Source organism: Clostridioides sp. ES-S-0108-01, from assembly GCF_020662285.1.
GTDB lineage: Bacteria > Bacillota > Clostridia > Peptostreptococcales > Peptostreptococcaceae > Clostridioides.
In genome coordinates this window covers 70,200-93,574 of sequence record NZ_JADGMN010000012.1, presented here as the reverse complement: position 1 = coordinate 93,574, position 23,375 = coordinate 70,200, and the positions used below count along the sequence as shown (strand labels likewise).

The 23,375-nt window shown below is 28.1% G+C and carries 22 protein-coding genes; 7 read left to right on the top strand and 15 right to left on the bottom strand.

What is annotated here, in order from left to right; translation table 11 throughout:
* Positions 1-22: 22 nt before the first annotated feature.
* Positions 23-1,069: a nicotinate-nucleotide--dimethylbenzimidazole phosphoribosyltransferase gene (cobT, locus tag IR152_RS12540; protein WP_227452292.1), complete on the bottom strand. Its 1,047-nt coding sequence runs from the start codon at positions 1,067-1,069 to the stop codon at positions 23-25.
* 219 nt (positions 1,070-1,288) lie between these two features.
* On the opposite strand from cobT, the gene IR152_RS12535 reads away from it, so the two are divergent.
* Both IR152_RS12535 and IR152_RS12530 read left to right on the top strand, forming a co-directional pair.
* Positions 1,289-1,480 carry a hypothetical protein gene (locus IR152_RS12535; RefSeq protein ID WP_003425777.1) on the top strand — a complete coding sequence of 64 codons (192 nt, stop codon included), beginning with the start codon at positions 1,289-1,291 and terminating at the stop codon, positions 1,478-1,480.
* 396 nt (positions 1,481-1,876) lie between these two features.
* Positions 1,877-2,749 carry an aldose 1-epimerase family protein gene (locus IR152_RS12530; protein ID WP_227452291.1) on the top strand — a complete coding sequence of 291 codons (873 nt, stop codon included), beginning with the start codon at positions 1,877-1,879 and terminating at the stop codon, positions 2,747-2,749.
* Between the two features lie 206 nt (positions 2,750-2,955).
* On the opposite strand, the gene IR152_RS12525 is transcribed toward IR152_RS12530, so the two are convergent.
* Positions 2,956-3,183 carry a transposase gene (locus IR152_RS12525; protein WP_227452315.1) on the bottom strand — a complete coding sequence of 76 codons (228 nt, stop codon included), beginning with the start codon at positions 3,181-3,183 and terminating at the stop codon, positions 2,956-2,958.
* 432 nt (positions 3,184-3,615) lie between these two features.
* On the opposite strand from IR152_RS12525, the gene IR152_RS12520 reads away from it, so the two are divergent.
* The gene (locus IR152_RS12520; protein ID WP_227452290.1) at positions 3,616-3,846 is read left to right on the top strand and encodes a hypothetical protein; all 231 of its coding nucleotides are present in this window, start codon (positions 3,616-3,618) and stop codon (positions 3,844-3,846) included.
* 770 nt (positions 3,847-4,616) lie between these two features.
* On the opposite strand, the gene IR152_RS12515 is transcribed toward IR152_RS12520, so the two are convergent.
* From IR152_RS12515 to IR152_RS12475, 9 genes are all read right to left on the bottom strand, one after another.
* Positions 4,617-5,804, bottom strand: a complete 1,188-nt coding sequence (locus IR152_RS12515) for a MalY/PatB family protein (protein ID WP_227452289.1) — start codon at positions 5,802-5,804, stop codon at positions 4,617-4,619.
* A 4-nt stretch (positions 5,805-5,808) separates the two neighbouring features.
* The gene (locus tag IR152_RS12510) at positions 5,809-6,879 is read right to left on the bottom strand and encodes an aminopeptidase P family protein (protein ID WP_227452288.1); all 1,071 of its coding nucleotides are present in this window, start codon (positions 6,877-6,879) and stop codon (positions 5,809-5,811) included.
* Positions 6,880-6,888: 9 nt separating this feature from the next.
* Positions 6,889-8,211 (bottom strand): PTS sugar transporter subunit IIC, encoded by a 1,323-nt coding sequence (locus tag IR152_RS12505; protein WP_227452287.1) that lies wholly within the window; start codon positions 8,209-8,211, stop codon positions 6,889-6,891.
* A gap of 31 nt (positions 8,212-8,242) precedes the next feature.
* Positions 8,243-8,578 carry a PTS sugar transporter subunit IIB gene (locus tag IR152_RS12500; RefSeq protein ID WP_021386367.1) on the bottom strand — a complete coding sequence of 112 codons (336 nt, stop codon included), beginning with the start codon at positions 8,576-8,578 and terminating at the stop codon, positions 8,243-8,245.
* Positions 8,579-8,676: 98 nt separating this feature from the next.
* Positions 8,677-8,982 carry a PTS lactose/cellobiose transporter subunit IIA gene (locus tag IR152_RS12495; protein ID WP_021386337.1) on the bottom strand — a complete coding sequence of 102 codons (306 nt, stop codon included), beginning with the start codon at positions 8,980-8,982 and terminating at the stop codon, positions 8,677-8,679.
* Between the two features lie 14 nt (positions 8,983-8,996).
* Positions 8,997-10,040: an aminopeptidase gene (gene ypdE, locus IR152_RS12490; protein WP_227452286.1), complete on the bottom strand. Its 1,044-nt coding sequence runs from the start codon at positions 10,038-10,040 to the stop codon at positions 8,997-8,999.
* A 2-nt stretch (positions 10,041-10,042) separates the two neighbouring features.
* Positions 10,043-11,944, bottom strand: a complete 1,902-nt coding sequence (locus IR152_RS12485) for a BglG family transcription antiterminator (protein ID WP_227452285.1) — start codon at positions 11,942-11,944, stop codon at positions 10,043-10,045.
* Between the two features lie 334 nt (positions 11,945-12,278).
* Entirely contained in the window at positions 12,279-13,130 is an 852-nt protein-coding gene (gatY, locus tag IR152_RS12480) for a tagatose-bisphosphate aldolase subunit GatY (RefSeq protein WP_227452284.1), read from the bottom strand.
* A gap of 47 nt (positions 13,131-13,177) precedes the next feature.
* Positions 13,178-14,341 carry an SIS domain-containing protein gene (locus IR152_RS12475; RefSeq protein ID WP_227452283.1) on the bottom strand — a complete coding sequence of 388 codons (1,164 nt, stop codon included), beginning with the start codon at positions 14,339-14,341 and terminating at the stop codon, positions 13,178-13,180.
* Positions 14,342-14,833: 492 nt separating this feature from the next.
* Here IR152_RS12475 and IR152_RS12470 point away from each other — a divergent pair, with 492 nt between their 5' ends.
* The gene (locus IR152_RS12470) at positions 14,834-15,751 is read left to right on the top strand and encodes a Gfo/Idh/MocA family protein (protein ID WP_227452282.1); all 918 of its coding nucleotides are present in this window, start codon (positions 14,834-14,836) and stop codon (positions 15,749-15,751) included.
* A 217-nt stretch (positions 15,752-15,968) separates the two neighbouring features.
* Here IR152_RS12470 and pfkB read toward each other — a convergent pair whose 3' ends face one another.
* Positions 15,969-16,898 carry a 1-phosphofructokinase gene (pfkB, locus tag IR152_RS12465; protein ID WP_227452281.1) on the bottom strand — a complete coding sequence of 310 codons (930 nt, stop codon included), beginning with the start codon at positions 16,896-16,898 and terminating at the stop codon, positions 15,969-15,971.
* Positions 16,899-17,168: 270 nt separating this feature from the next.
* Between pfkB and IR152_RS12460 the strand changes: the two genes are divergently transcribed.
* Positions 17,169-17,894, top strand: coding sequence for a GntR family transcriptional regulator (locus tag IR152_RS12460; protein WP_227452280.1), 726 nt, complete (start codon positions 17,169-17,171; stop codon positions 17,892-17,894).
* Between the two features lie 85 nt (positions 17,895-17,979).
* Positions 17,980-19,134, top strand: coding sequence for an N-acetylglucosamine-6-phosphate deacetylase (nagA, locus tag IR152_RS12455; protein ID WP_227452279.1), 1,155 nt, complete (start codon positions 17,980-17,982; stop codon positions 19,132-19,134).
* Between the two features lie 183 nt (positions 19,135-19,317).
* Here nagA and IR152_RS12450 read toward each other — a convergent pair whose 3' ends face one another.
* A complete protein-coding gene (locus IR152_RS12450; protein ID WP_227452278.1) occupies positions 19,318-20,475 on the bottom strand; it encodes a S41 family peptidase in 1,158 nt (385 codons plus the stop codon).
* A gap of 152 nt (positions 20,476-20,627) precedes the next feature.
* On the opposite strand from IR152_RS12450, the gene IR152_RS12445 reads away from it, so the two are divergent.
* On the top strand, positions 20,628-21,197 hold the full coding sequence (locus tag IR152_RS12445; protein ID WP_227452277.1) for a 5-formyltetrahydrofolate cyclo-ligase: 570 nt from the start codon (positions 20,628-20,630) through the stop codon (positions 21,195-21,197).
* Positions 21,198-21,366: 169 nt separating this feature from the next.
* Here the strand turns inward: IR152_RS12445 and IR152_RS12440 are convergent, their stop codons facing one another.
* Together IR152_RS12440 and IR152_RS12435 are read right to left on the bottom strand one after the other, a co-directional pair.
* Positions 21,367-21,783, bottom strand: coding sequence for a hypothetical protein (locus tag IR152_RS12440; RefSeq protein WP_255624772.1), 417 nt, complete (start codon positions 21,781-21,783; stop codon positions 21,367-21,369).
* A gap of 219 nt (positions 21,784-22,002) precedes the next feature.
* A complete protein-coding gene (locus tag IR152_RS12435; RefSeq protein ID WP_227452276.1) occupies positions 22,003-23,097 on the bottom strand; it encodes a hypothetical protein in 1,095 nt (364 codons plus the stop codon).
* Positions 23,098-23,375: the final 278 nt, after the last annotated feature.

Genomic DNA, 23,375 nt, shown 5'->3' with positions numbered 1-23,375 from the left:
CCTACATATTAAATTTTTATATTTATCTTCCCATATCAATTTCATCAAAAGTTGCCATATTTTTGTAAGTATAATTTGAAGCTTCTATTATATTAAATGCTAAAGCAGCTCCACTTCCCTCACCTAATCTCATATCCATATTTAATAGAGGGTCTAATTTCAATATGTCTAATGCTCTTTTAGTTCCTGATTCTGCTGACAAATGAGATGCTATCATATATTCTCTAGTTTTTGGATTTATCTTATATGCAATTAATGCTGCTGCATAAGAAATAAATCCGTCAATTACTACTGGAATTCTATTAGCACTACAACCTAATATAACGCCTGCCATTGAGCCTATTTCAAATCCTCCTACTTTAGATAAAATATCTACTCCATCAGTTGGATTTGGATTATTAATTTCAATAGCCTTTCTAATTACTTCAGCCTTATGTTTCAGTCTCTCTTTCTTAAGACCTGCACCTATACCAGTAACCTCTAATGGGTCACACCCTGAAATTACAGATATTATTGCTGTACTTGGAGTAGTATTTGCTATACCCATCTCCCCAATACCAATAACCTTATAATCTTTTTCTATACACTGTTCTGCTATTTCAATGCCTATCTCTAAGCATCTAATAGCTTCTTCTTTACTCATAGATGGTCCTTTTGCCATATTTGATGTTCCTTTTCTTATCTTGTAATCCAATACTCCATCCAGTTTTTCATCACAGTTTATTCCTACATCTACAGCTACAACATCTGCCCCTACAAATTTACTTATTACTCCAACTCCACATAGACCTTTCGAAAAATTTGGAAATTGTAGTTTTGTTATATTTTGAGGGTCAGGTGCTACTCCTTCTTCATATACACCGTGGTCTCCAGCAAAAGCTATTATAACCTTTTTACTTGTCTCAAAATTTTCATTGCCAAATATTCCTGCTAATTGCATGCAAATATCTTCTATCTTTCCTAAGCTTCCAGTTGGATGTATAAGCCTGTCCAATCTCTGCTTTGTTTTTTCAATAGAAGAATTATCTAGAGAATATATGTTTTTTGATATACTTTCTAATAAACTCATTTTTTATCCTCCTAACATTTTTTTATTTTTTTAATTATCTTTTTAGATAAAAAATACTCCTATTTTCTAAAAATTTCAACTTTTTATTTTTATTTTTACACACATACAAAAATTATTCTACATTTTATCTGTATTTCCTTTATTTTCTATTATCAATTTGCATACAATAAGATGATTTTTGTAAAAATATATTTAAAAGAACTTTAAGGAGATGATATTGTGGATGATTTTTCTAAATTAAAAAATTTGTATGAAGATGGATATAGATGTATTTACCATGATTGTGTTGATAATAATTATACTATCTATCTTAAGAATTTTTATACGGAAGGTTCAGAAACTATCGAGTTAAGCAGTGAATCAGATTTCTCACAATTTAAAGATTATATAGATGGACTTAGAATGTCTTAATTATTATGAAACCCATTAAAATAGGGAGTTTAATAACTCCCTATTTTGAAGTCACAATTTTTTTTATAAGCTTTAAAAGTTCGTCTCTATTTACTTCTCTTTGATTTTTTCTGTCTTTATACTCTTGAAAGTTAACAACTTTTGTATTTGGTTTTTCCATAAACTCACTTCCCATTTAACATTATTAACTTATCTTAATATAATATTTTATTCTATACAATTTATCTATTTCCTTCTATTTATAATACAAAATTTCTTAAATAATCCCAAATTTTCAAAACAAAATTTTCAAAATATACTAAAATCTACCTTTTAAATATAATATCAAATAAAATTTAATAATCCTTATACTTTATAGTATAATATACTCATAAAATATAATAAAGGAGATTTTAAATGAATATATTACAAAATGAAAATTTAATTATCGAATCAAACAGTTCTGGTGCTGAACTCACTAAAATATTTTCTAAAAAATCTAATAAAAATATTCTTTGGGATGGCAATAAAAAATATTGGGGTAGACAATCACCTATATTATTCCCTATAGTAGGTAAACTTTTTAATAATGAAACTATAATAGAAAAAAATCTATACAGTATGACTCAGCATGGATTTGCTAGAGATATGAACTTTGAGGTTATAGATAAAGGAAACACATTCATATCTTATAAATTAACAGACAATGAATCTACTTTAAAAAAGTATCCATATTCTTTTGAACTAATCATAAACTATACATTAAATGATAACAGTATAAAGGTAGAATGGATTGTGAAAAATACTGACTCTAAAGATATATTCTTTTCTATAGGTGGACATCCTGCATTCAATCTTCCTTTTTTTGAACAAAATGATTTTTCTAAATATTATCTTGAATTTAAAAAAAGAAATGATGTGGAAAAAATTAATTTAAATGGCTCTTTTACTAATGATATAACATTTATTGGAGATTTAAAAAATTTACAGTTAAGCCCAGAGTTATTTAAAAATGATGCTTTGATATACACTAACATAGATGAAGTATCTATATGTAATAATGATGGTAGCAAATATATAACTCTATCTATGAAAGATTTCCCTCTAGTTGGCATTTGGACTCCTTATTATAGTGAAACTAATTCTACTGCTCCATTTTTATGTATAGAACCTTGGTATGGTCTTGCTGATAGTATACATTCTAATAAAATTTATAAAGATAAGAAATTCATTAATAAACTGAATAAAGGAAAAGTTTTTAATGCTTCTTACAGTATAAATATACATTAAATAAAAGTCAGTTTCATGTGTTACCAAAGTGATAAAATATTTTTATATAAGTTAGTATAAGAATATGAAATAGTATTATTTAATATTCCTTAATCAAAAAATATTGCTGGAATATAGTCTAAAAATATTTATGTGTATTATTTAAATAGAAATTCATTTTCTAAGTGATGATTAGGTATTTATTGATAAGGTTATGGTTTCAAAAATCATAGCCTTATTTTCATATTTTCATAAATATCCATAGTTGTTAAGTATAATGATTTGTACAAAGAATAATCTGAAGGGAAAATAGACTTTGATTTTGTAATCTTTCTTAATAATCTATTGTAACTTTTCGTTGAATTTGTAGTATATATCAATGTTCTTATCTCTTGAGGATATTTAAAATATATTGCTAGTTCATTCCAATTGCTTTGCCAACTTCTTAATGCTATCGCATATTATCTTTGTTTATGACTTCATTTCAATAGACTATTGTAATTAGGTGAATACCAATATGCGTTGAAATACTTTAGCTTTACTCTTTATTTTACATGTTGAAATTTATGGAAAAATAAGATATCATTATATTTAACAGAATATTCAATGAATTAAGGATAAGATATGTATAAAATTATGAACTTAATTAAAAATACATCGGTATAACTTAAATACATCTATTTTGTTATTTTATAAAATATATAAATTTTATAGTTAAATCAAAGTTATTTTAATAATTATAAGTACTTAATTAATTTACTATTTTCTAAATAGTTGAAAATAATATGTATCTCTTACTTCCTAATTAATTCAACATTAATATAAGATTTATTATATTATCTAGTTCTCATGGCTGTATCTACAAATATTAAAAAAGGAAATCTATCATGAATTCAAACAAATTACCTGAACCACTAAAAAAACAAATCACACATATTATCATCATTAATGTTATTCAATTTATAGGTATGTTATCATTATTTGAAATATATGGAATGAAACAGTTAATATTTATTCCATGGACGATTATGTTTCTATTATCAACATACACAAGAATTTTAGTATTAAAAAATAGAAAAAAAGGAGATGTAAAAAATAATGAGAAACAAAGTAGATAAGTTCTTAGAGATAATATCTGTAGCCTTAGTAAGTAATTAATATTTAATATATCCAGTTATGTTTATGCAAGCTCAAATATGGATGACCTATATTCTAATCCAAATATATTTGATATGTATAAAACGTCATAGAATATACCCTGATATAGTTGATGTTTTAAACATTTACTATAAAATGGGTACTCTAATGCTAAATATCCCCTATATTATTATCATACATCTGTATATTTATATCCTTTGACCGATAGCTCTAAAATTAAGTTCCATATACATGTGTTTCCCTTTCTTAGAATATTTACACATATTGCAACATTTTTAAAAGTATATTATAGTAAACTAATAGAATTATTTAGGCGTACCAACAGGAGAATATGGATTTGATGCCTGTGCAATTGGCTTCCCTACAATATCTGTAACTAAGGAAGGTAGAACTGTTCCCCATCCATCAATAAAATGGATATAACAAATAATATAATAGGTGACATGTTATTTTCCAAGTGAATCTATACAATAAAAAGGCTTATAAATTATAAGTCCTTTTATTGAGTAAAGTTAAATTCTCCAATAAATTTTTTTATATTTCACTTTTATTAAACATAAAAAGTGTGCATTTTCCTTTATATAGTGATATTTAATATTTTAATTATCACCACTTTTTAGAAGAATACACACTTTATTTTAAAGACCACTGTAATGCAAAGTTCCAGTAATATTTACTAACTAAATAATATGCTCTTATATAAACCCATAAATATCTTATTCTCTATAATTTAACAATACATGCTTGTATAAGTTTTTTTAATTCTATTTAGAGCCTCATTTAATGTTTCTTTAGGACATCCTATATTAAGACGGATAAATCCATCTCCATCTTTTACAAAATAACTTCCAACTACCATAGTTAAATTTGCATGTCTAAAAAATGTTTTAGCTTCTTCTTCGTTTTCAAAAACTTCTCTCACATCTATCCAAGCTAGAAAAGAAGAATCAGACTTCATAACCTTTGCTTTTGGTATATATCTTTCAAAGAAGTCATAAACTATTTCAAAATTATTTTCTACATAATTGGTCATCTCATCTAGCCATTTTTCACTTTCATTGTACGCTGCAACAATTGCTGGTATTGCAAATACATTTGGAGAAGTTATTGAATTACTTTTTAGTCTTTCTAACAAAGTTTCTCTAACTTTTAAATCTCTTATTAATACATAAGAGGTTTTTAGTCCACCTAAGTTAAATCCTTTATTAGGAGATACACATATTATACTATTTTTATAAATTTCTGGATGTGCATTCCATAAAGATACAAATCTATAACCTTTAAATACTACATCTCTATGAATTTCATCACTTACCAAAAGTACATTATACTTTAAACATAACTCTGATACTTGATACAGTTCTTCTTTTGTCCATATGCGACCTGATGGATTTTGTGGACTACAGAATATAAATAATTTTATATTTTCGTATTTCATTTGTTTTTCTATATCTTCTAAATCTAAATAATACCTATTATTCTCTAACTTTAAGGAACTACAGCATAACTTTCTATTATTGTTTACTACAGCTTCTGCAAAAGGGTCATAGGCAGGTGTATTTATCAATACACCCTCTCCTTCTTTAGTGTATGCTTGGACTATATAATGAAGCGTTGAAACAGTACCAAAAGTCAACTTTATCCATTCTTTTTCTACATATATATCAAATCTTCTTTTATTCCAATTTATAATAGCATCATAGAAATCATCTCCTATAAAAGTATAACTATAATCCCCTACTGATGCTCTTTTTAAGATAGATTCTCTTATAGCAGGAGCACATTCAAAATCGATATCAGCTAAATCCATAGGAATTGCATCTTCATTTAAGCCGAACTTTTCTTTAATTACATGATTGCTCCATTTCCTACAATTCCCTTCTTTGCGATTTAATACTTTGTCAAAATTATATTTCATAATTTTACTCTCCTAATATTATAAAATCTTTTGATGTCTCATTGATTGGGACACCTTTCCCATCTATTATAACAATGTCATCCTCTATCCTAACTCCCCCTATATTTGGAATGTAAATTCCTGGCTCACAGGACATTACCATACCCTCTGTTAATATATCATCACTATTTGGATTTAGGGTAGGAACCTCACCATCTCCAAGACCTATACCATGACCCAATCCATGATTAAAATATTCACCAAATCCATGTTTATCTATAATGTCTCTAGCTACTTTGTCAACATCACTGGCCTTAACTCCTTCTTTTATTGATTCTATTGCAGATAATTGTGCTTCTAATACTACATCATATATCTCTTGAATAATTTCAGGAGGTTTACCTATAGATATTGTACGAGTCATATCCGATTGATACCCTTGATAAACAACACCAAAATCTATTGTTATAGCCTCATTCATTCTCAGTTTTTTGTTTGTAGGTCTTCCATGTGGCATTGCTCCTCTTTCTCCTGATACCACTATTGTTTCAAAAGACATTCCACTTGCACCTTTTTTCAATGCATAGTACTGAATTAGAGCTGATACTTCTAGTTCAGTCATATCTTTTTTAATCTCAGAAATAACCTCACTAAATACTTCGTCTGTAATATCACAAGCCTTTTTAATAAGTTCAATCTCTTCTTTAGATTTTATAGCCCTTAACTTCCACAATTCATTGGTTATTAAATTGATTTCAAAACCTGCATTTTTTAGCAAAATATACTCTTGTATGCTCATAGCTTGATTTTCTATTGCCAACTTTCCTATATTCAACTCTCTTAATAACTCAATTATAGTTGGTATATAAGAGCCTTGAGATACAACCCTTTTTATGAAACCAGTCGTTTTTTTATCTGCTTCATCAATATATCTTCCATCTAGAATTTGATAATTTTTATCTTTAGTAACAAGTACATACACACCACTACCTGATAATGCTCCTATATATCTCTTAGTATTTTTTGCTTTAATCAAAAGAGCGTCAACACCTCTTTTATGGATTAAGTCTACTAGTCTCTCTATTTTATTATTCATAGCAAAATATTAAAAGTCCAGCCCTAAGTCGTCTAATAAGTCTTCTTCTTCTTTAGAGAATATGTTCTTTGTTTCTTCTTTTTGTTTTTTATTGTTTTGTTGACGTTCCATTATCTTAAAGAATGGCCAATATAACAAGACTGCTAATACTAATTGTAATGCATTTGCTAATATAGAATGCCAATCTCCATTAGTTAAAAAACCTTCTAGGAATACTCCTACATATGGAGGATCAAATACTGGTTTTGCTAACCATCCCCAGTGCATAAAAAACATTGGTAATGTACCTATTATAGCTCCACCAAATACATGTGGTATAAACATTATTGGATTTAATATTATCGGTGCACCAAATAATATTGGTTCATTTATTCCAAATAATGCAGGGAATAATGATACACGTCCAATCTTCTTATAAGAGGCATTTTTTGATAACATACATGCAATTACACAACCTATACTGATTCCACAACCTGTAAATCCAAAGAATGCACTTGAAGCTCCTCCTGTAAAGAAATGAGGTATTGTTTCGCCAGCTTGCATAGCTGCTATATTTTCAGCTATAAATGTAATCATTATAGGTCTAGTTATAGGGCTAAATACTGATGAATGTATTCCAAAAAAGAATATAGTACATATAGCAAAGTTAAGTGCAAGAACTGACCATGGGTTATCCATACTCCCTACTAATGGAGATAAAAATTGAGTAAGTATCTGTGGAGGTAATTCTCCAAACACCTTTAATGAAACAAAACGAGCAACTATAAAAGTTCCACAAACTATTATAGTAGTTGGTATTAATTCAAAAGACCTAGATACAAAATCAGGTACATTTTCTGGCATTTTTATTGTGATATTCTTCTTACTACAAAAATTATATAACTCTACAGAACCAAGCCCTGCTATCATTCCTGTAAATAACCCTTTAGCTCCTAAATTTCCTATTTCTAATGCACCATCTGGTGTGAATGATGCTACTAGGAATAGAAAAGAAAACGTTGATAGTGCAACACAACCTGGTATATATAACTTATAATAATTACCTAGATTGAAAGCAATACACATACAGGCATATAATCCTATCAAACCTATGGAAAGACTTACTGGCAAGTCTAGTATTGCTGAATTATTCAGTATGAATTTGCTTATTGAGTTATTTTCTCCAAGCATATTTGGAAGTGCTGGAAGTATTGCAAATATACTTCCTAATATTGTGAATGGTGTCATAGCTACCATACCAGCCTTTATAGAACCAAGATGACGCTGATTGTCAACCTTGTGAGCTAAAGGCATAAATACTCTATTCATAAACGCTTCAAATTTTGAAAACATATTTAATCCCCCTTTTCCCTCAATCTTCTTATTATCCTTGAGCTAATTGATGTTTCTTGTAAGTTATTAATGCTAACTTCATAACTGTAGCTCCATCCATTTTTCCATAAACATCTTTATCTATTACTGCAAAAGGTTTATTTTTTGGCTCTAATATTCCTTTTAAGAAATCTATTTTGTGAGCTATTTGAGGACCTATAAGTACTATATCCCAATCATCAACCTCACTTTCTATTGAATCTGCTGGTATAGCTGTAAATTCAAAATCTTTTTCATTAAGTTTAGTACTTTCTTTTACTACCTTCTTCATATTTTGCATTAGCATATTAGTAGAAAATCCACCTGCACAACATAATAATATTTTCATAATAATTCCTCCTAAAATTTGTATTTTTTATTATCTTTTGAAAGCATTTAAAACTTTCTAAAAGAAAATTTATGTAAATAATTTATTATACACTCCAACTACTTATCAAAACAATCTATCAAAGCCTCTATCAAGTCTTTAGCTAGTTGAGAAGTCATATAGTGGTCTTGGGCATGTACCATTAAAAGACTCATTGCTGGACTTTCAACATCCTCATTTAAATCTTGAGTTATTAATTCTGTCTGTATTCTGTGAGCTTCAATATCTATTTTACGAGCCTCCTCTATTAACAACTTTGCTCCTTTAAAATCTTTTGCCTTCACTTTTTTTAAAGCCTCAAAAGCTTTTGATTTACTTTCTCCTGCAGTTGATATAAGCTCCATTATTTGTACTTCTGTTGACATTTTCTTATTCTCCTTTAAATAAAATTTCTTATATGTTTATATTTTTCTTCATCAAAATTTAAAATTAACTGTGTATATAATCTTATAATGGCATCCAAATCTTTATTACTTACTATCGAAAATGCACAATGACCATATCTAACTGGTACACAAGTTACTACACAAGGTTTCCCTTCATTTACAAGATGTGCTTCTCCTCCATCAGTCCCACCTGATTCAAACATATCATGTTGAAGTAGTATGTTGTTTTCATCAGCAATTTCTATTACATAATCTATCATTTTTCTACTAGGGACTAGAGTCCTATCTCTATGCATTAGCATTATACCTTTATCGATTTGCTTCTGATTTGTATAGTCTCTTACAAACTCATTCTTAGCACATGCTACATCTATTACAAATACTATATCGGGATTTATTAATTGCGTTGCTGTCTTTGCTCCCCTTATTCCAACTTCTTCACTACTTGTAGCTGCAAAGTGAACATTACAATTTAGATTCTTCTTATCTAACTCTTTTAAAACCTCTCCAATCACAAAGCATCCTATCCTATCATCAAAAGCTTTTCCCACTAATCGGTCTGGAAGAGTAAATTCCTCAAAGTTTGTTGTATAGGTCACCATATCCCCAACATGAATCCCTAAATTGTATACCTCTTCTTCTGTATATGCTCCAATATCTGCATATATATTTTCGGCTTTACCATCATTATATGTAGCATTTATGATAGCAGGTATTTTTTTCCCTTCTCGTGTTGTAATTCTAATTTTTTGAACAAACTGTGCAAGGGGTTTTACTCCTCCTATTGTTATTAGGTGAATCATACCAAGTTTATCTATACTTCTCACCATAAATCCAACTTCATCCATATGAGCACAAATCATTACATTTGGTGCATTTTCATCTTTTATCTTGGAAAAGATTATACTCCCTAGCCCATCACATATAACTTTATCACTATAAGCTCTTAGCTCTTTTAATAAAACTTGTCTAACCTCCTCTTCATTAGAAGCTATACCATCTGCCTCTGATAATCTCTTAAAAAATTCTATATTCATGTCTAACCTCCCAGGTAGATTTTTAACTTATACATAAACTCTTCATAGGATTGCGACTTATTTAGCATATCTACCATATCCTTATCTGCCATAATCTTACTTAAATATTTAGATATTTGTTTATGAAGCTCTAAATTTCCCTTTATTAATGAAATCATGAAAATAATCTTTGGCACCCTATTTTCATAACTAATATCAGTTTGTATTAAAGACACTGATATAATATTTTTATTACCTGTCATTTCAATTGGATGGGGTATCGCTACACCATTTGTATAAATAGTACTCAAATAGCTCTCTCTTTCCCACACATCTTTAGGATACGTTGGAGAACAAGCTCCTTCATCAACTATGCATTGTGACATGCTATCAATGACATCCTTATATTTGAGTTTCTCTTTTATACATCTAAAGTGATTCTTATCAAACAGACCTAATATATATTGCTTTGGACTTGATATATTTCCTATATGGTCTGCAAATCTAACACTTTCTTTAATATCCAAATAGTCTAGCTCATCTAAAATTTCATTTATAAGTATAACTGGAGCATTTATTTCAAATAAAAGACTTGTTATTGAAAAAATCAAATCTGGTGTAAACTCTACTACAGCTTTTTCTTCTAGTAATGAAAAATTTTTTATATCAGCATTTGGAAATATTTCTTTAAGTCTTAAATTTATCAAAAATGCACTGCCTCCACCAGAAGAGCATATTATTGCTATCTTATATTTTTTATTAAAATTAGCCTCGTCTCTCTTTTCAAAAGGAACAGCAATATGAGTAGCTATAAAACCTATTTCATCTTGACTTATTTTTATATGATACTCATCTTCTATGATTTTTGAAAATTGAATAGATAAATTAAAAACAGTTGGATACTGTTGACTTATCTTAACTGAAAAAGGATTTATTATCTTGTGATTCTTCTTTATACGTTCTATTAAACATGCAATATGTAAATAAAATAAATTAAGAAACTCTTTATCCTCCAAAAAATTAGAGTTATACTTTTTATCTATATCTCTAAAAAATTTACACATTATATCTTGAAGTTTATTTTTATCTATATTCTTTATAGTGGCTTTCTTATCTTTAGTCCTTAATTTTATAAGTTGCTTTAAGTAATACTTTTCGTCATGAGAAAGATTATATTTTTTATCTCTAAAAATTTTATCTAATAAGTCATCTATAATTAAATCTTCTGTATATAATTCTAAATCATTAGCATCTCTTGCTACTCTCATACTAACTCTTATATACAATATAATAATTTGTGCTAATATTTCCTCAAGCTCTGTTAAGTTAACTTCTAAGTTATGTTTATTAAGAACATTTTTTATTGTGCTTCTGATATTATCTAATTTAAAACTATCTATAAACTTATTTCTGTACTCTGTTATATTTCTATTACCTTTAAAATAATTATCCACTAATATACTTTGGATTTCTTTTACAGAACCTTCTATTTTAATTCCATAATGAGCCTTTCGTTCCAATTTTAATTCTGTATCCTTTATCTTTTCATCTATCTTTTTCAAATCATTTTTTATTTGAGATGAACTTACTAAAAATTTTTTACTTAACTGTTCTATAGTTTTATAACCTTCATTTATTAAAAGTTCTACCATTATAGACTCTAACCGTTGTTCTGGATTTTCAACTAAATCTGAGGGTAAGTTTTTTAGGTAATGCTCGAATTTATCTTGGTCTTTAATATTTAAAATATATCCTAATTTAGACTTATATTCTAATTTGAAACCATTACATTCTCTTATAGTTTCTATATTTTTTATTTCATTTCTGATAGTTCGAGTAGATACCCCCAACTTATCTGCAAAATAATCTATATTTAGATAACCACTACTATTTTTCAATATCTCAAGAATAATGCGTTCTCTCATATCCCCACCTCCCTCAGTATTATTATCTTTTTCAAAGTAGTATAATAAACAAAAATATTTTCTTATAAAAATTAAACTCTTTATTTGTATTTATCGAAATTTATATCCTAGTACATTTTAACACTAAAATTTAAGATATATATTTCATAATAATAAAATATATAGTTCAATTTTTATTATATTTTAATTATATATGTAATACTTTACCAATAAAAGCTGATATTTTTCATCAATTAAATGAAAAAAATACACCATTATACCTATAATTGATATAAAATTTTCATATAATAAATATCCTAAACTTATAAAAAATAAATTTAGGATATTTTATTTTTTATGCCTTATTTACAGACCCACATACTCTAATCTTTTCTTTTACAAAATCCTTTACTGATTGAAGTCCTGCTAATCCATATTTCTTAGGGTCTATAACTTCAGAATCCTTACTTAAAACTTTTTTAACTCCATTACTGTATGCAATTCTTAATTCAGTTGCATAGTTAACTTTTGCTATTCCTCTTTTTATAGCCTCTTTTATAATATCATCACGTATTCCTGAACCTCCATGTAATACCAAAGGTATTGAAACTACCTTTTTAATTTCTGATAGTCTATCTAAATCTATTTTAGGTTCACCTTTATACAATCCATGCGCTGTACCTATAGCTACAGCTAACGAAGATACTCCTGTTCTATTGACAAACTCTTTTGCCTCTTTTGGATTTGTATAATCATTACTATCTCCACCATCTAAATCATCTTCTTTCCCACCAACTTTTCCAAGTTCTGCTTCCACTGGTATAAGAGACGGGCTACATGCTTTTACTACTGATTTAGATAGAGATATATTATTTTCAAAACTTTCATGAGAACCATCTATCATTATTGATGTATAACCATTTCTCAAAGCTTTCATTGCAAGGTCAAAACTTGAACCATGGTCTAGATGCATTGCTACAGGTATATTTACTCTTTCTGCAGCAACCTTTGCGTTTGCTAGATAATAATCAAGCCCTGCATACTTTACAGTTGATGGAGTAGTTTGTAATATAACTGGAGAATTTAACTCCTCAGCAGCTTCTATAACAGCAATTACCATTTCCATATTTTCCACATTAAATGCTCCTACTGCATATTTTTCATCTTGTGCATTTTTAAGCATAGATGTTGTTGTTACTAATGCCACATTGATACCCCCCAAATGATTTAATTATAATGTTTTAATAAATACTTTTAGTATTCATATATTGTTACACCTTTTACTACCCTATTTACTGTTCCCGTAGCTGATGGTGTGTCTGGCTTATTTTCAACTTTTATAGATACAAATAATGCTATAGTTTGTGCAAATAATATGTATGGCATTGCAAGATACACATCTGGTAATTTATTGTATTTTCCTTCAAACTCAAACTTTGTCCCTGAGAAATTATTTTCATCTTCTACTGACACTGAGCAAGAAAGTTTAGCAATTTTATCTCTTTTTATCTCTTCTAAAACATCTAAATCATATTTTCGTGTATATGAATAATTAGATACAAATTCAAATACAAGTGTCTTTTCATCAATAAATGACTTTGGACCATGTCTAAATCCCATAGGAGAATCATATACTGTAGCTATTTTCCCTGCTGTAAGTTCTAAAAGTTTTAGTTGTGCTTCTTGTGTCAAACCACCCAATCCTCCTGAACCTAAATATACAACTCTATCAAAATCTTTATTTATTAACTCATGTATTTCATCTTTTCTATCTATAACATTTCTTCCCATTTCAATTATTGCATTTATATATGACTTTTCTATATCATCTTCTAAACTATCAAATATTAACATAGCAGATAACATCATACATGAAAAACTTCCTGTCATAGCAAAACCTTTATCATTTGATTTTGATGGCATTAATAACAAGTAATTATTTTCATCATTTTTAGTCATTTTAGCCAGTTCTCCTTCTGGATTACAAGTTATAGCTAAATGATAAAAATTATCTACAATCTGATTTCCTAAATTTAGGGCAGCTAAACTTTCAGGGCTATTTCCACTTCTTGCAAACGAAACTAATAACGTTGGTACATCTTTTTTTAAGTAATCATATGGATTAGAAACTATATCTGTAGTAGGTATTGTTTCAAATATGTATTTTCTTATGTCATTTTTATTTTTAAGATAAGGAAGTATTGAGTTTCCTATATAAGCTGAAGTTCCAGCACCTGTAAATATAACTCTAAACTGACCGTGATTATTACTTATTGTATCTATAAATTGGTTCAATTTTTCCTTATTGGATTTATATATTTCATAAGTTTCTAACCATAATTCAGGTTGTTGTTTTATTTCGTTAGTCGTTATTATTGCACCTAAATCTTTTAGTTTTTGTTCTTCTAGTTTAAACATTTTTATTCCCCTTTCATACTTATAACATTTAATTTTGGTAATGAGGTTATAACCACTTTTTAGTGTAAAAAAATATGCTTTTTTATATTTTTTTAATAAGACTTTTTATTACTACTAAAACTAATTTTTAAATATACTCTATAGATTTTGATTACTCTTATAGATTATTTTTAGTTTATTTAAAAAAATTTAATAGAATCATATTATAGACGTTTTAACATTTTTATTTTATGATAAAAATTTATTCAAACCAAAGTGGTAATTACCACTAATCCAAATATAAATTAATTTGAATTTTTTGTCAATACATAAAATCTTTATATCAATCAATTTTATAGGTATTTTTTAAAATTACTTTATCAATTGTCTTTATTTCACCATTGAGTTACCTGTATTAACTTCATATTTATTTTTTTGACACAAAGTTTACAAATTTATCTGTCTGAATTATAATCAGTTCTATAAATATAAAAAATACTAGGAGAAACTATTATGAAAAATATAAAAATAGGTATGATAGGTCTTGGCTCTATAGCTCAAAAGGCATATTTACCTGTATTAACAAAATCTGAGAGATTTGAATTTGTAGGAGCTTTTACTCCAAATAAATCCAAAAGAGAAAAAATCTGTAGTGATTATAGACTCACACCATTTGATTCTATTGAATCTTTAGCTAAAAAGTGTGATTGTATTTTTCTACATAGCTCTACAGAAACACACTACGAAATTATAAAGATATTATTAAATTTAGGTATTCACATATATGTAGATAAACCGCTTGCTTCAACAGTAGAGCAAGGAGAAGAGCTTATCGAATTAAGTATGAAAAAAAACCTAAATTTAATGGTTGGATTTAACCGTAGATTCTGTCCTATGTACAAAGAAATTAAAAGGAATGCCACAGAAATTGTATCTATCAATATATGTAAACATGGATTAAATTCTCTAAGAAATGTTGGATTTGACAGTACACTTATAGATGACTATATACATGTTATTGATACTGCTTTATGGTTAGCAGATAGTGATGTCAAAATTGCTGGAGAGGATTTATTTTTAACAGACAATAAGAATCTAATATTTGTAAGTCATAAGCTTAAAGGTAAAAACTTTTCCATAAATACCTCTATGCATAGAAATTCTGGAACAAAATTAGAACAAATTGAAATTCTTTCAAAAGGTAAGATTCAAAGAGTTAAGAACCTTAATATACTGGAAATAGAGGAGAATGGAAATCTAACTTCAAAACAAAGTGGTGCATGGGTAAATATATTAAAACAAAAAGGCTTTGAGGATATAACAAATCATTTCATTGATTGCCTAGAAAATAATATAAAACCAGCAATTAGTGGAGAAGTGTGTGTTAAAGCTCAAAGATTACTAGAGAAAATTATAGGTTCAGTAAAATAGATATTTATTATAAAAATGTGGGTGTCTCAAAATTAACTTTTTAGTTCATGAGACACTCTTTTTTGTATGAAATCAAATATATTTTCATCATTTCAACAATGAAAAAGATACTTACTTTCTATTTTGAGACAGCCCCCTTTTTATATAAGACTCTGTTTTTTATATATCAAATTATATTATATTCACATTAAACTTATTATATTCACATTAAATCTATTCAACTTAACTTCGTTACTTCAACTAAATTCTGATACTTCTCAACTTCTTCTAAACATACAAATCCAGTTTCCATATTTAGGGCATTGCTTATGCCACAAGCATTTGCAAATTTAAGTAAATTTTCTATTTTATAACCCCTTAAAATACCTACACTAAATCCAGCTATCGTGCTATCTCCACTACCTACAGTATTTACACATTTTACAGGTGGTACTTTCACATCATATACACTATCTCTACTTAAATAAACCATTCCATCCTTTCCTAGAGATATACATACATTTTCTGCCCCCATTTCAAGAAGTTTTTTTCCTGATAATATAATTTCCTCCCTTGACTCTATATTAATTCCTAATAAACTTCTTATTTCATCTATATTTGGCTTTATTAAATATGGTTGCGACTTTAAAGCTACTTTTAAAGCATCTCCTGATGTATCTAATATAAATTTTATATTATTTTCTCTACATAAATTACCTAACTTTTTATAATAGTTCGTTGGCATATTTTCACAATAACTACCAGATGCCACTAATATTTTAGTATTTTTTATTACTTCATCTACGTCATTTTCAAACCTCTCTAAGTCGCTTTTTTCCACCCTCGGTCCCTTTTCTAAAAATTCTGTACTCATTTTATTGTCTTCGATTATATTTAGACAATTTCTAGTTTCCTGCTTTATATCTGTAAATTTATTTTGTATATCTAATTTTTTAAGTTCATTTTGTATAAATTTTCCATTGAAACCCCCTAAAAATCCCATAGCTAAAGGACTTTCTTTTAAAATTTTGCATACTTTAGCTACATTTAATCCTTTGCCTCCAGCAGTTGCATTTGTCCTTACAACCCTTTGCACCTCACCTATATTTATATTATTTACTCTATACATTCTATCTATAGATGGGTTGAATGTTATTATTGTAATCATACTAAATTCTCCTCATTATTAATTTTTTACTTTTATAGATAATAAATTAATATGTAAAAATATAAAAGCCTCGTCTATAATACATCTTAAGTGGTTATTACCAATTTGAATATAAATTATTTCACTCGTTTTGTCAATGCATCATAATTTTGAAATAAATTAATAGTATTACTTATTTGATTTTGATTAAACTTTACTCATTGACATAAATAATTGTATATTTTATAATCAAATTGTGGTTATTACCACTTAGAAAGGACTATAATTTTTATGATAAAAAGAAATGATAAAAGACCAATATATGACCAACTTGTCGAAATACTAAGAACTAAAATTGAAAACGAGATGGAACCAAATGATAGAATGCTTTCCGAAAGAAAAATTTGTGATGAATATGGAGTAAGTAGAACTACAGTTAGATTAGCTATGGCTGAATTAGAACATATGGGATATATATACAAAAGACATGGAAAAGGAACTTTTGTCGCTGCACTCAGTCAAAATTCCCAAAACTTAATGGACAGTTATAGTTTTACAGATTATATGAGAACACAAGGAAAAAAACCAAGTACAAAAGTATTATCATTTGAAGTAGTAGAAAGTACAAAATATTTTTCTGAGAAATTAGGTATAGCTCCTGGTGAAAAAATAATAAAAATAATGCGTCTAAGACTTGCTGATAATCTTCCTATGATGCTTGAAAGAACATATCTTCCTATGAAAGAATTTACAGGACTGACACAAGAAAAAATAGAACAAAAACCTCTATATGAGATATTTAGAGAAGATTATGGAGAGATTATTAAGGTGGCTGATGAGGAATTTTCAGCAGGAATAATATCCGATAAGGAATCAAAGCTATTAGAAGTACCAGGTGATTCACCTTGCCTAAAATTACTTCGTACAACATATAATGATGATAATATAGTTATTGAATTTACTTTGAGTGTTGCTAGAAGCGATAAATTTGTATATAAGGTAAGGCATGTAAGATAGCAAATTTTAAATAGATTTCCAGAAAACTTGATATTTTATAAACGCCAAGACTACAAATGATAGTATAAATTATAAGGAGGTAGTTTTGAAAAATTTTATTTATGCAGATAAATTTTTTATGAAGTGTGGAATCAAGGAAAAAGGTTACCTTAGCATAATTGATGGCAAATTTGGTGAATTTCAACAAGAAACACCAGATATTACTGATAGTGTTATAGACTTTTCAGGTAAGTATATTGCTCCTGGCTTAGTTGATACTCACATCCATGGTCTTTTAGGTGCAGACATCATGGATAATACATTTGAAGCAATAAACACAATTTCAAAAGGGTTATTAAAATATGGAGTGACTTCTTTCTTACCCACAACTTTAACTGATTCTATAGATACACTAAGTGATTCTATAGAAAATATAAGTAATAACTATGATAAAGTCGAAGGAGCAAAAATACAAGGAATTTATTTAGAAGGACCCTTTTTTACAGAAAAATATAAAGGTGCTCAAAACGAAAAATATTTTAAAGACCCTAGCATAGATATTTTAAAATCATGGCAAAAAAAATCAAAAAATCTAATAAGAAAAATAGCAATTGCCCCAGAGCGTAAAAGTTCAATAGAATTCACAAAATACGCTACTAAAAATAATATATCAGTAGCACTTGGTCATAGTTCAGCTACATTTGAACAGGTTGAGCAAATTGTTAATTCTGGAGCTAAAGTGTTTGTACACATGTATAATGGAATGAGTCCTCTAAATCACAGAGAACCTGGAATGGTTGGAGCAGCTATGTCACTAAAAAACACTTATGCTGAACTAATATGTGATGGACATCACGTAAGCCCCATAGCTGCTAAAATAATAATGGATATTAAGTCTAGAAACAATATTGCTTTGATTACAGATTGTATGAGAGCTGGTGCTATGGATGATGGTCAATATACTCTTGGCAAGTTTGATGTCAATGTAAAAAATGGTGTTGCAAGATTAAATAATGGAAGTTTAGCCGGAAGTGTATTAACAATGGATAATGCTGTAAGAAATATAGTTAATTGGAATATATCAACTTTAGAAGATGCAATAAAAATGGCTACATATATACCTGCTTTAAGTTGTAATATTGATAATGTCTGTGGCTCTATATACCAAGGTATGGATGCAGATTTTATAGTAATAGATAATGACTTTAATATACATAAAACTTATATAAATGGTATATGTAAGTATACTGCTAATAAATAAGTTCTATATAAAAATATAATGGGTGTTCCAAAATTAACTTTTTAGTTCATGAGGCACTCTGTTTTGTATGAAATCAATATATTTTCATCATTTCAGCAATTAGAAAGAGGCTTATCTCTATTTTGAGACAGCCTCTTTTATAATTCTCTTCATTTTATACCATAAGTTTATAAAAATCAAATCCTATTTATCAATCTGTTCTCTAAGCCATTTAGTTGCTACATCCAGCTGTTTATTTTCGTCTTTCTCTTCAATTGTAGGCTTTATTCCTTTTTCATTGATATAATCTCCATTAGGTGTAAAGTATTGTGCAGTAGTTAGTTTGTATCCTGTTCCATCTTTTAATCTTACAACTGATTGTACCAATCCTTTGCCAAAAGTTGTGGTACCTACAGAGATACCTTCTTTATTATCAACGATTGCAGCTGTTAGTATTTCAGCAGCAGAGGCGCTTTCTCCATTAGTCAAGACCACTATTGGAAGTCCCAATTTTTCTTTATCAGATTTCAAGTACTCGGTGTTTCCTTTGTTGTCTTTTGTATATACTATAGTTCCTTCACCAATTAGCTCATCAGCAACTTCTTTACATATATCCAGCATTCCACCAGGATTATTTCTAAGGTCAATTACTAATCCCTTAATATCCTTTGCTTTTAATTCTTTTAAAGCTTTGTCAAAGTCAGTATATGTACTTGATATAAATTGGGTAATTTCTATATATCCTAAGTCATTATCAATTACTTTACTTTCTATACTTTTCTCTACTATCTGTTCTGTTTTTACTTTAAAGCTTAGTTGTTTGTCTTCTCTTAATACTGTCAGCTCAACTGTTTTCCCCTTTTTACCCTTCATCATACTCACAGCTTCGTCTGAATTTTTATATGACACAGATTTTCCATTGACTTTTACTAGTTTATCACCTGCTTTTACACCTGTTTTTTCTGCTGGAGAATCTTTCATAGGAACTACCACTAGTCCGCCATCTTTTGATGCTCCTATATACATACCTACACCAACATAAGAGCCTTCACTATCATTTATTAAATTCTCCATTTCATCTTTAGTATAATAACCAGAATATTTATCATTTGTCCCTAAGAACAAACCTTTTGATGCTCCATCTACCAAATCATTATCAGATACTTTTTTATAAAAATCTTGTTTTATAATAGATTCTAATCCTAACAACTTATCATATTTTTTATAGTCTTCATAGAGTTCTTTCGATATTACAACCTTATTACCCAATGTTAACTGAAATGCTGAGGTAGCCATAGCTGTTATAATTACTAAAATCACCCCTAAAAAAATAGCCTTCTTCTTTGAAATCACAAGATACATCTCCTTTTACATAAACTATTATTATTATATGACTAGCTGTTATTTTTATTACATTTACCCAAATATATTGCTTTATTGTAATAAACTATACTAAAATTTATATTAAATACAATTGATGTACACATTATAACACATTAAGGGAGGAATATTTTATGAAAAAAGAATTTAGGAGAAAAGTTATTGAATCCAGAAAAAATAAAAGTGCAGACTTTTTACTTAGTAATTCAAATTTAATAACAGAAAAATTACTTCAAATGGAAGATATAAGAAATGCAACTAATGTAATGCTTTATCTAGATTTTAACAATGAAGTTCAAACAGATAATTTAATCAAAAAACTTTTGTCCCTAAAGAAAATAGTCTCAAGCCCTATCACAATAAAAGAAACTCATACATTAATCCCTACTCAAATAACAGACTTAAAAGACGGATTGAGAATTGGAACATATGGAATAAGAGAACCTAACGAAAAATCACCTACAATTGATATTAAGGCTTTGGATGTTGTAATTGTACCAGCTGTAGCATATGATATACATTGCTATAGACTAGGATATGGTGGAGGATTTTATGATAGATTTTTAGAAAACTTAAGAAAAGATGCTATAACTATAGGAATAGCATTTGATTTCCAGATATTCGATTCTATTCCAAAAGAAACTCATGATGCCCAATTAGACTATATAGTTACTGAAACTAGAATTATCACTCCAAATAATTAGAACATCAAATACTCTAATATAGTAATAAATTTTACTTTTAACATTTTACTCAATAAGCATTTTAAGTCATGGCTTTTACAACAATAAGAACCATACATAATTTACTTACATTAATAAAAACCATGACTTTATTGTACAATACGCAGTTATTTAATTATAAAATATCTTCTTATTTCGTCGCATTTAATTCTATTCTATCTGGAAGTTCACTCATATTTGTTTCAACAACTATGTATGGAAAAGAATTCTCTTTATCTTTATACTTTATCTTGACTCTCAAAACATCCTTTCCTTCTTCAATCACACTTTCTATTTTGTCCATTTCTATACCGTATTTATTATTTCCTCTAGTCACTATAATGTATATTTTGTTATCAATTTTAGCTGCTAATGCTCTTTCTTCATTTGTATACTTATCCATCACATCAAGTATCTTTTCTGGTATTGAATTTCTTTGTAATACTGTATAATCTATGGGTTTAGATTTCTCTACAAACATACTTGGTATGAATATAAATCCACCTATAACAAATACAAGAGCTATAACTCCATAAATTATACCTTTAATATTAAACTTTACATTCAATCTTATCACTCCTCTCATATATTCTAAATATATGATTTATAACCTTATCTTAGACTCTAAATTATTAATTAGGATATATTTATACATAATTACAAATATATGTAATGCAATTAAAAAACATGTTTTCCCTATTTGGTAATAGGCTACAAAATAAAAAGAGTTATATGAAAACAACGAAACTGTTTTCACATAACTCTTTGGTTTACAATACTAAAATATTTATTTGCCACTAATTCCTTCTCGATATCCAGATGTTTTTGTAATCTGTCTATAAAGAACACAAACCAGTATTATTACGCCCATATATCCAGTATATGGATATAAAATACCAACCAGCTTATCAAATGGTAGGAATCCACCTATAAGACCTAATATAGCTGTTATTAAAGTTATTAACTTAAATTTAGGATGATTATCTTCTACAAATCTATTAGTTACTGACCATAATAAAGGTACAGCTGTTGTATATATACCTAATATAAGAACTATTGAGAATAAAATTCCAACTATTGGAGAAATCTTATCAGCTAAGAATAATGAAGGTATTGCTTTTGAATATAAGTTGCCTATATCAGAAAGAATAGCTAAGTGCATCATTATAGCCGCTGCCATAAGTGCTACCCCACCTAATATACCACCACAAATAGCTTCTTTTTTATTAGCAGCACTTGCTCCTAACCCAGTTAAAAACGCCATAACAACAATTGTATTATAAGTAGTATATATTACACCAGATAGGTAAGCATTTGGAACTGGTTTAGCTACCTTTACAGTACTAAGAACCTGTGCAGCCTCTCCTATATTACCTATATTATTAGCTAAACTTATACCACCAACTAAAAGTGTAAAGATTATTATTATAGGACCTATTCCACCTAGTATCTTTGATAATTTATCAAGACCTAGTGAAACAGTTAATAATGCTACTATTGCCATACCAACTCTACCTACAAATGGATTTAATCCATAATATTCAGTTAAAGTTGCTCCTGCTCCTGAAATCATTACTACGAAAACACCAAATAAGAATAAAGGTCCAAACCACTCAAAGAATATTCCTAAATACTTACCACAATAAACACGATAAATTTTGATAGGTTCTTTAAGTTTAAGTTCTTTACCTTTTGACATAACTGAAGCGCCCATCCATGAGAATAACACCATTGAAATTATCCCACCAATAATACCTGCAAAACCATAAAAAGAGAAGAATTGCATTATTTCCTGTCCTGTTGCAAATCCAGAACCGATTACTGTTGCTACATACGCACCTGCGAAACTGATGACTGTTTTAACATTTACTTTTTCTGACATATCTCAGTTACCTCCCCACGTGAAATTTTTTTATCTGCTTAAATAATTCGATAAACTGCCTATAATTTCCTTTAACATAAAATACATGATAACTGTTTTATAGCATTTTAGTATAATAACTTAAAACTTATAATATATTTTTTATACCTAGACCTCCCTTCATAAATTTTTTTAGATTCTTTTTTGTCTTAGTATTCGTTATATATAAAATTAATTTCTCTATAAATTATATATTAGTCATATTTTTCTGAATAGTCAATATATATTTGAATATTTCC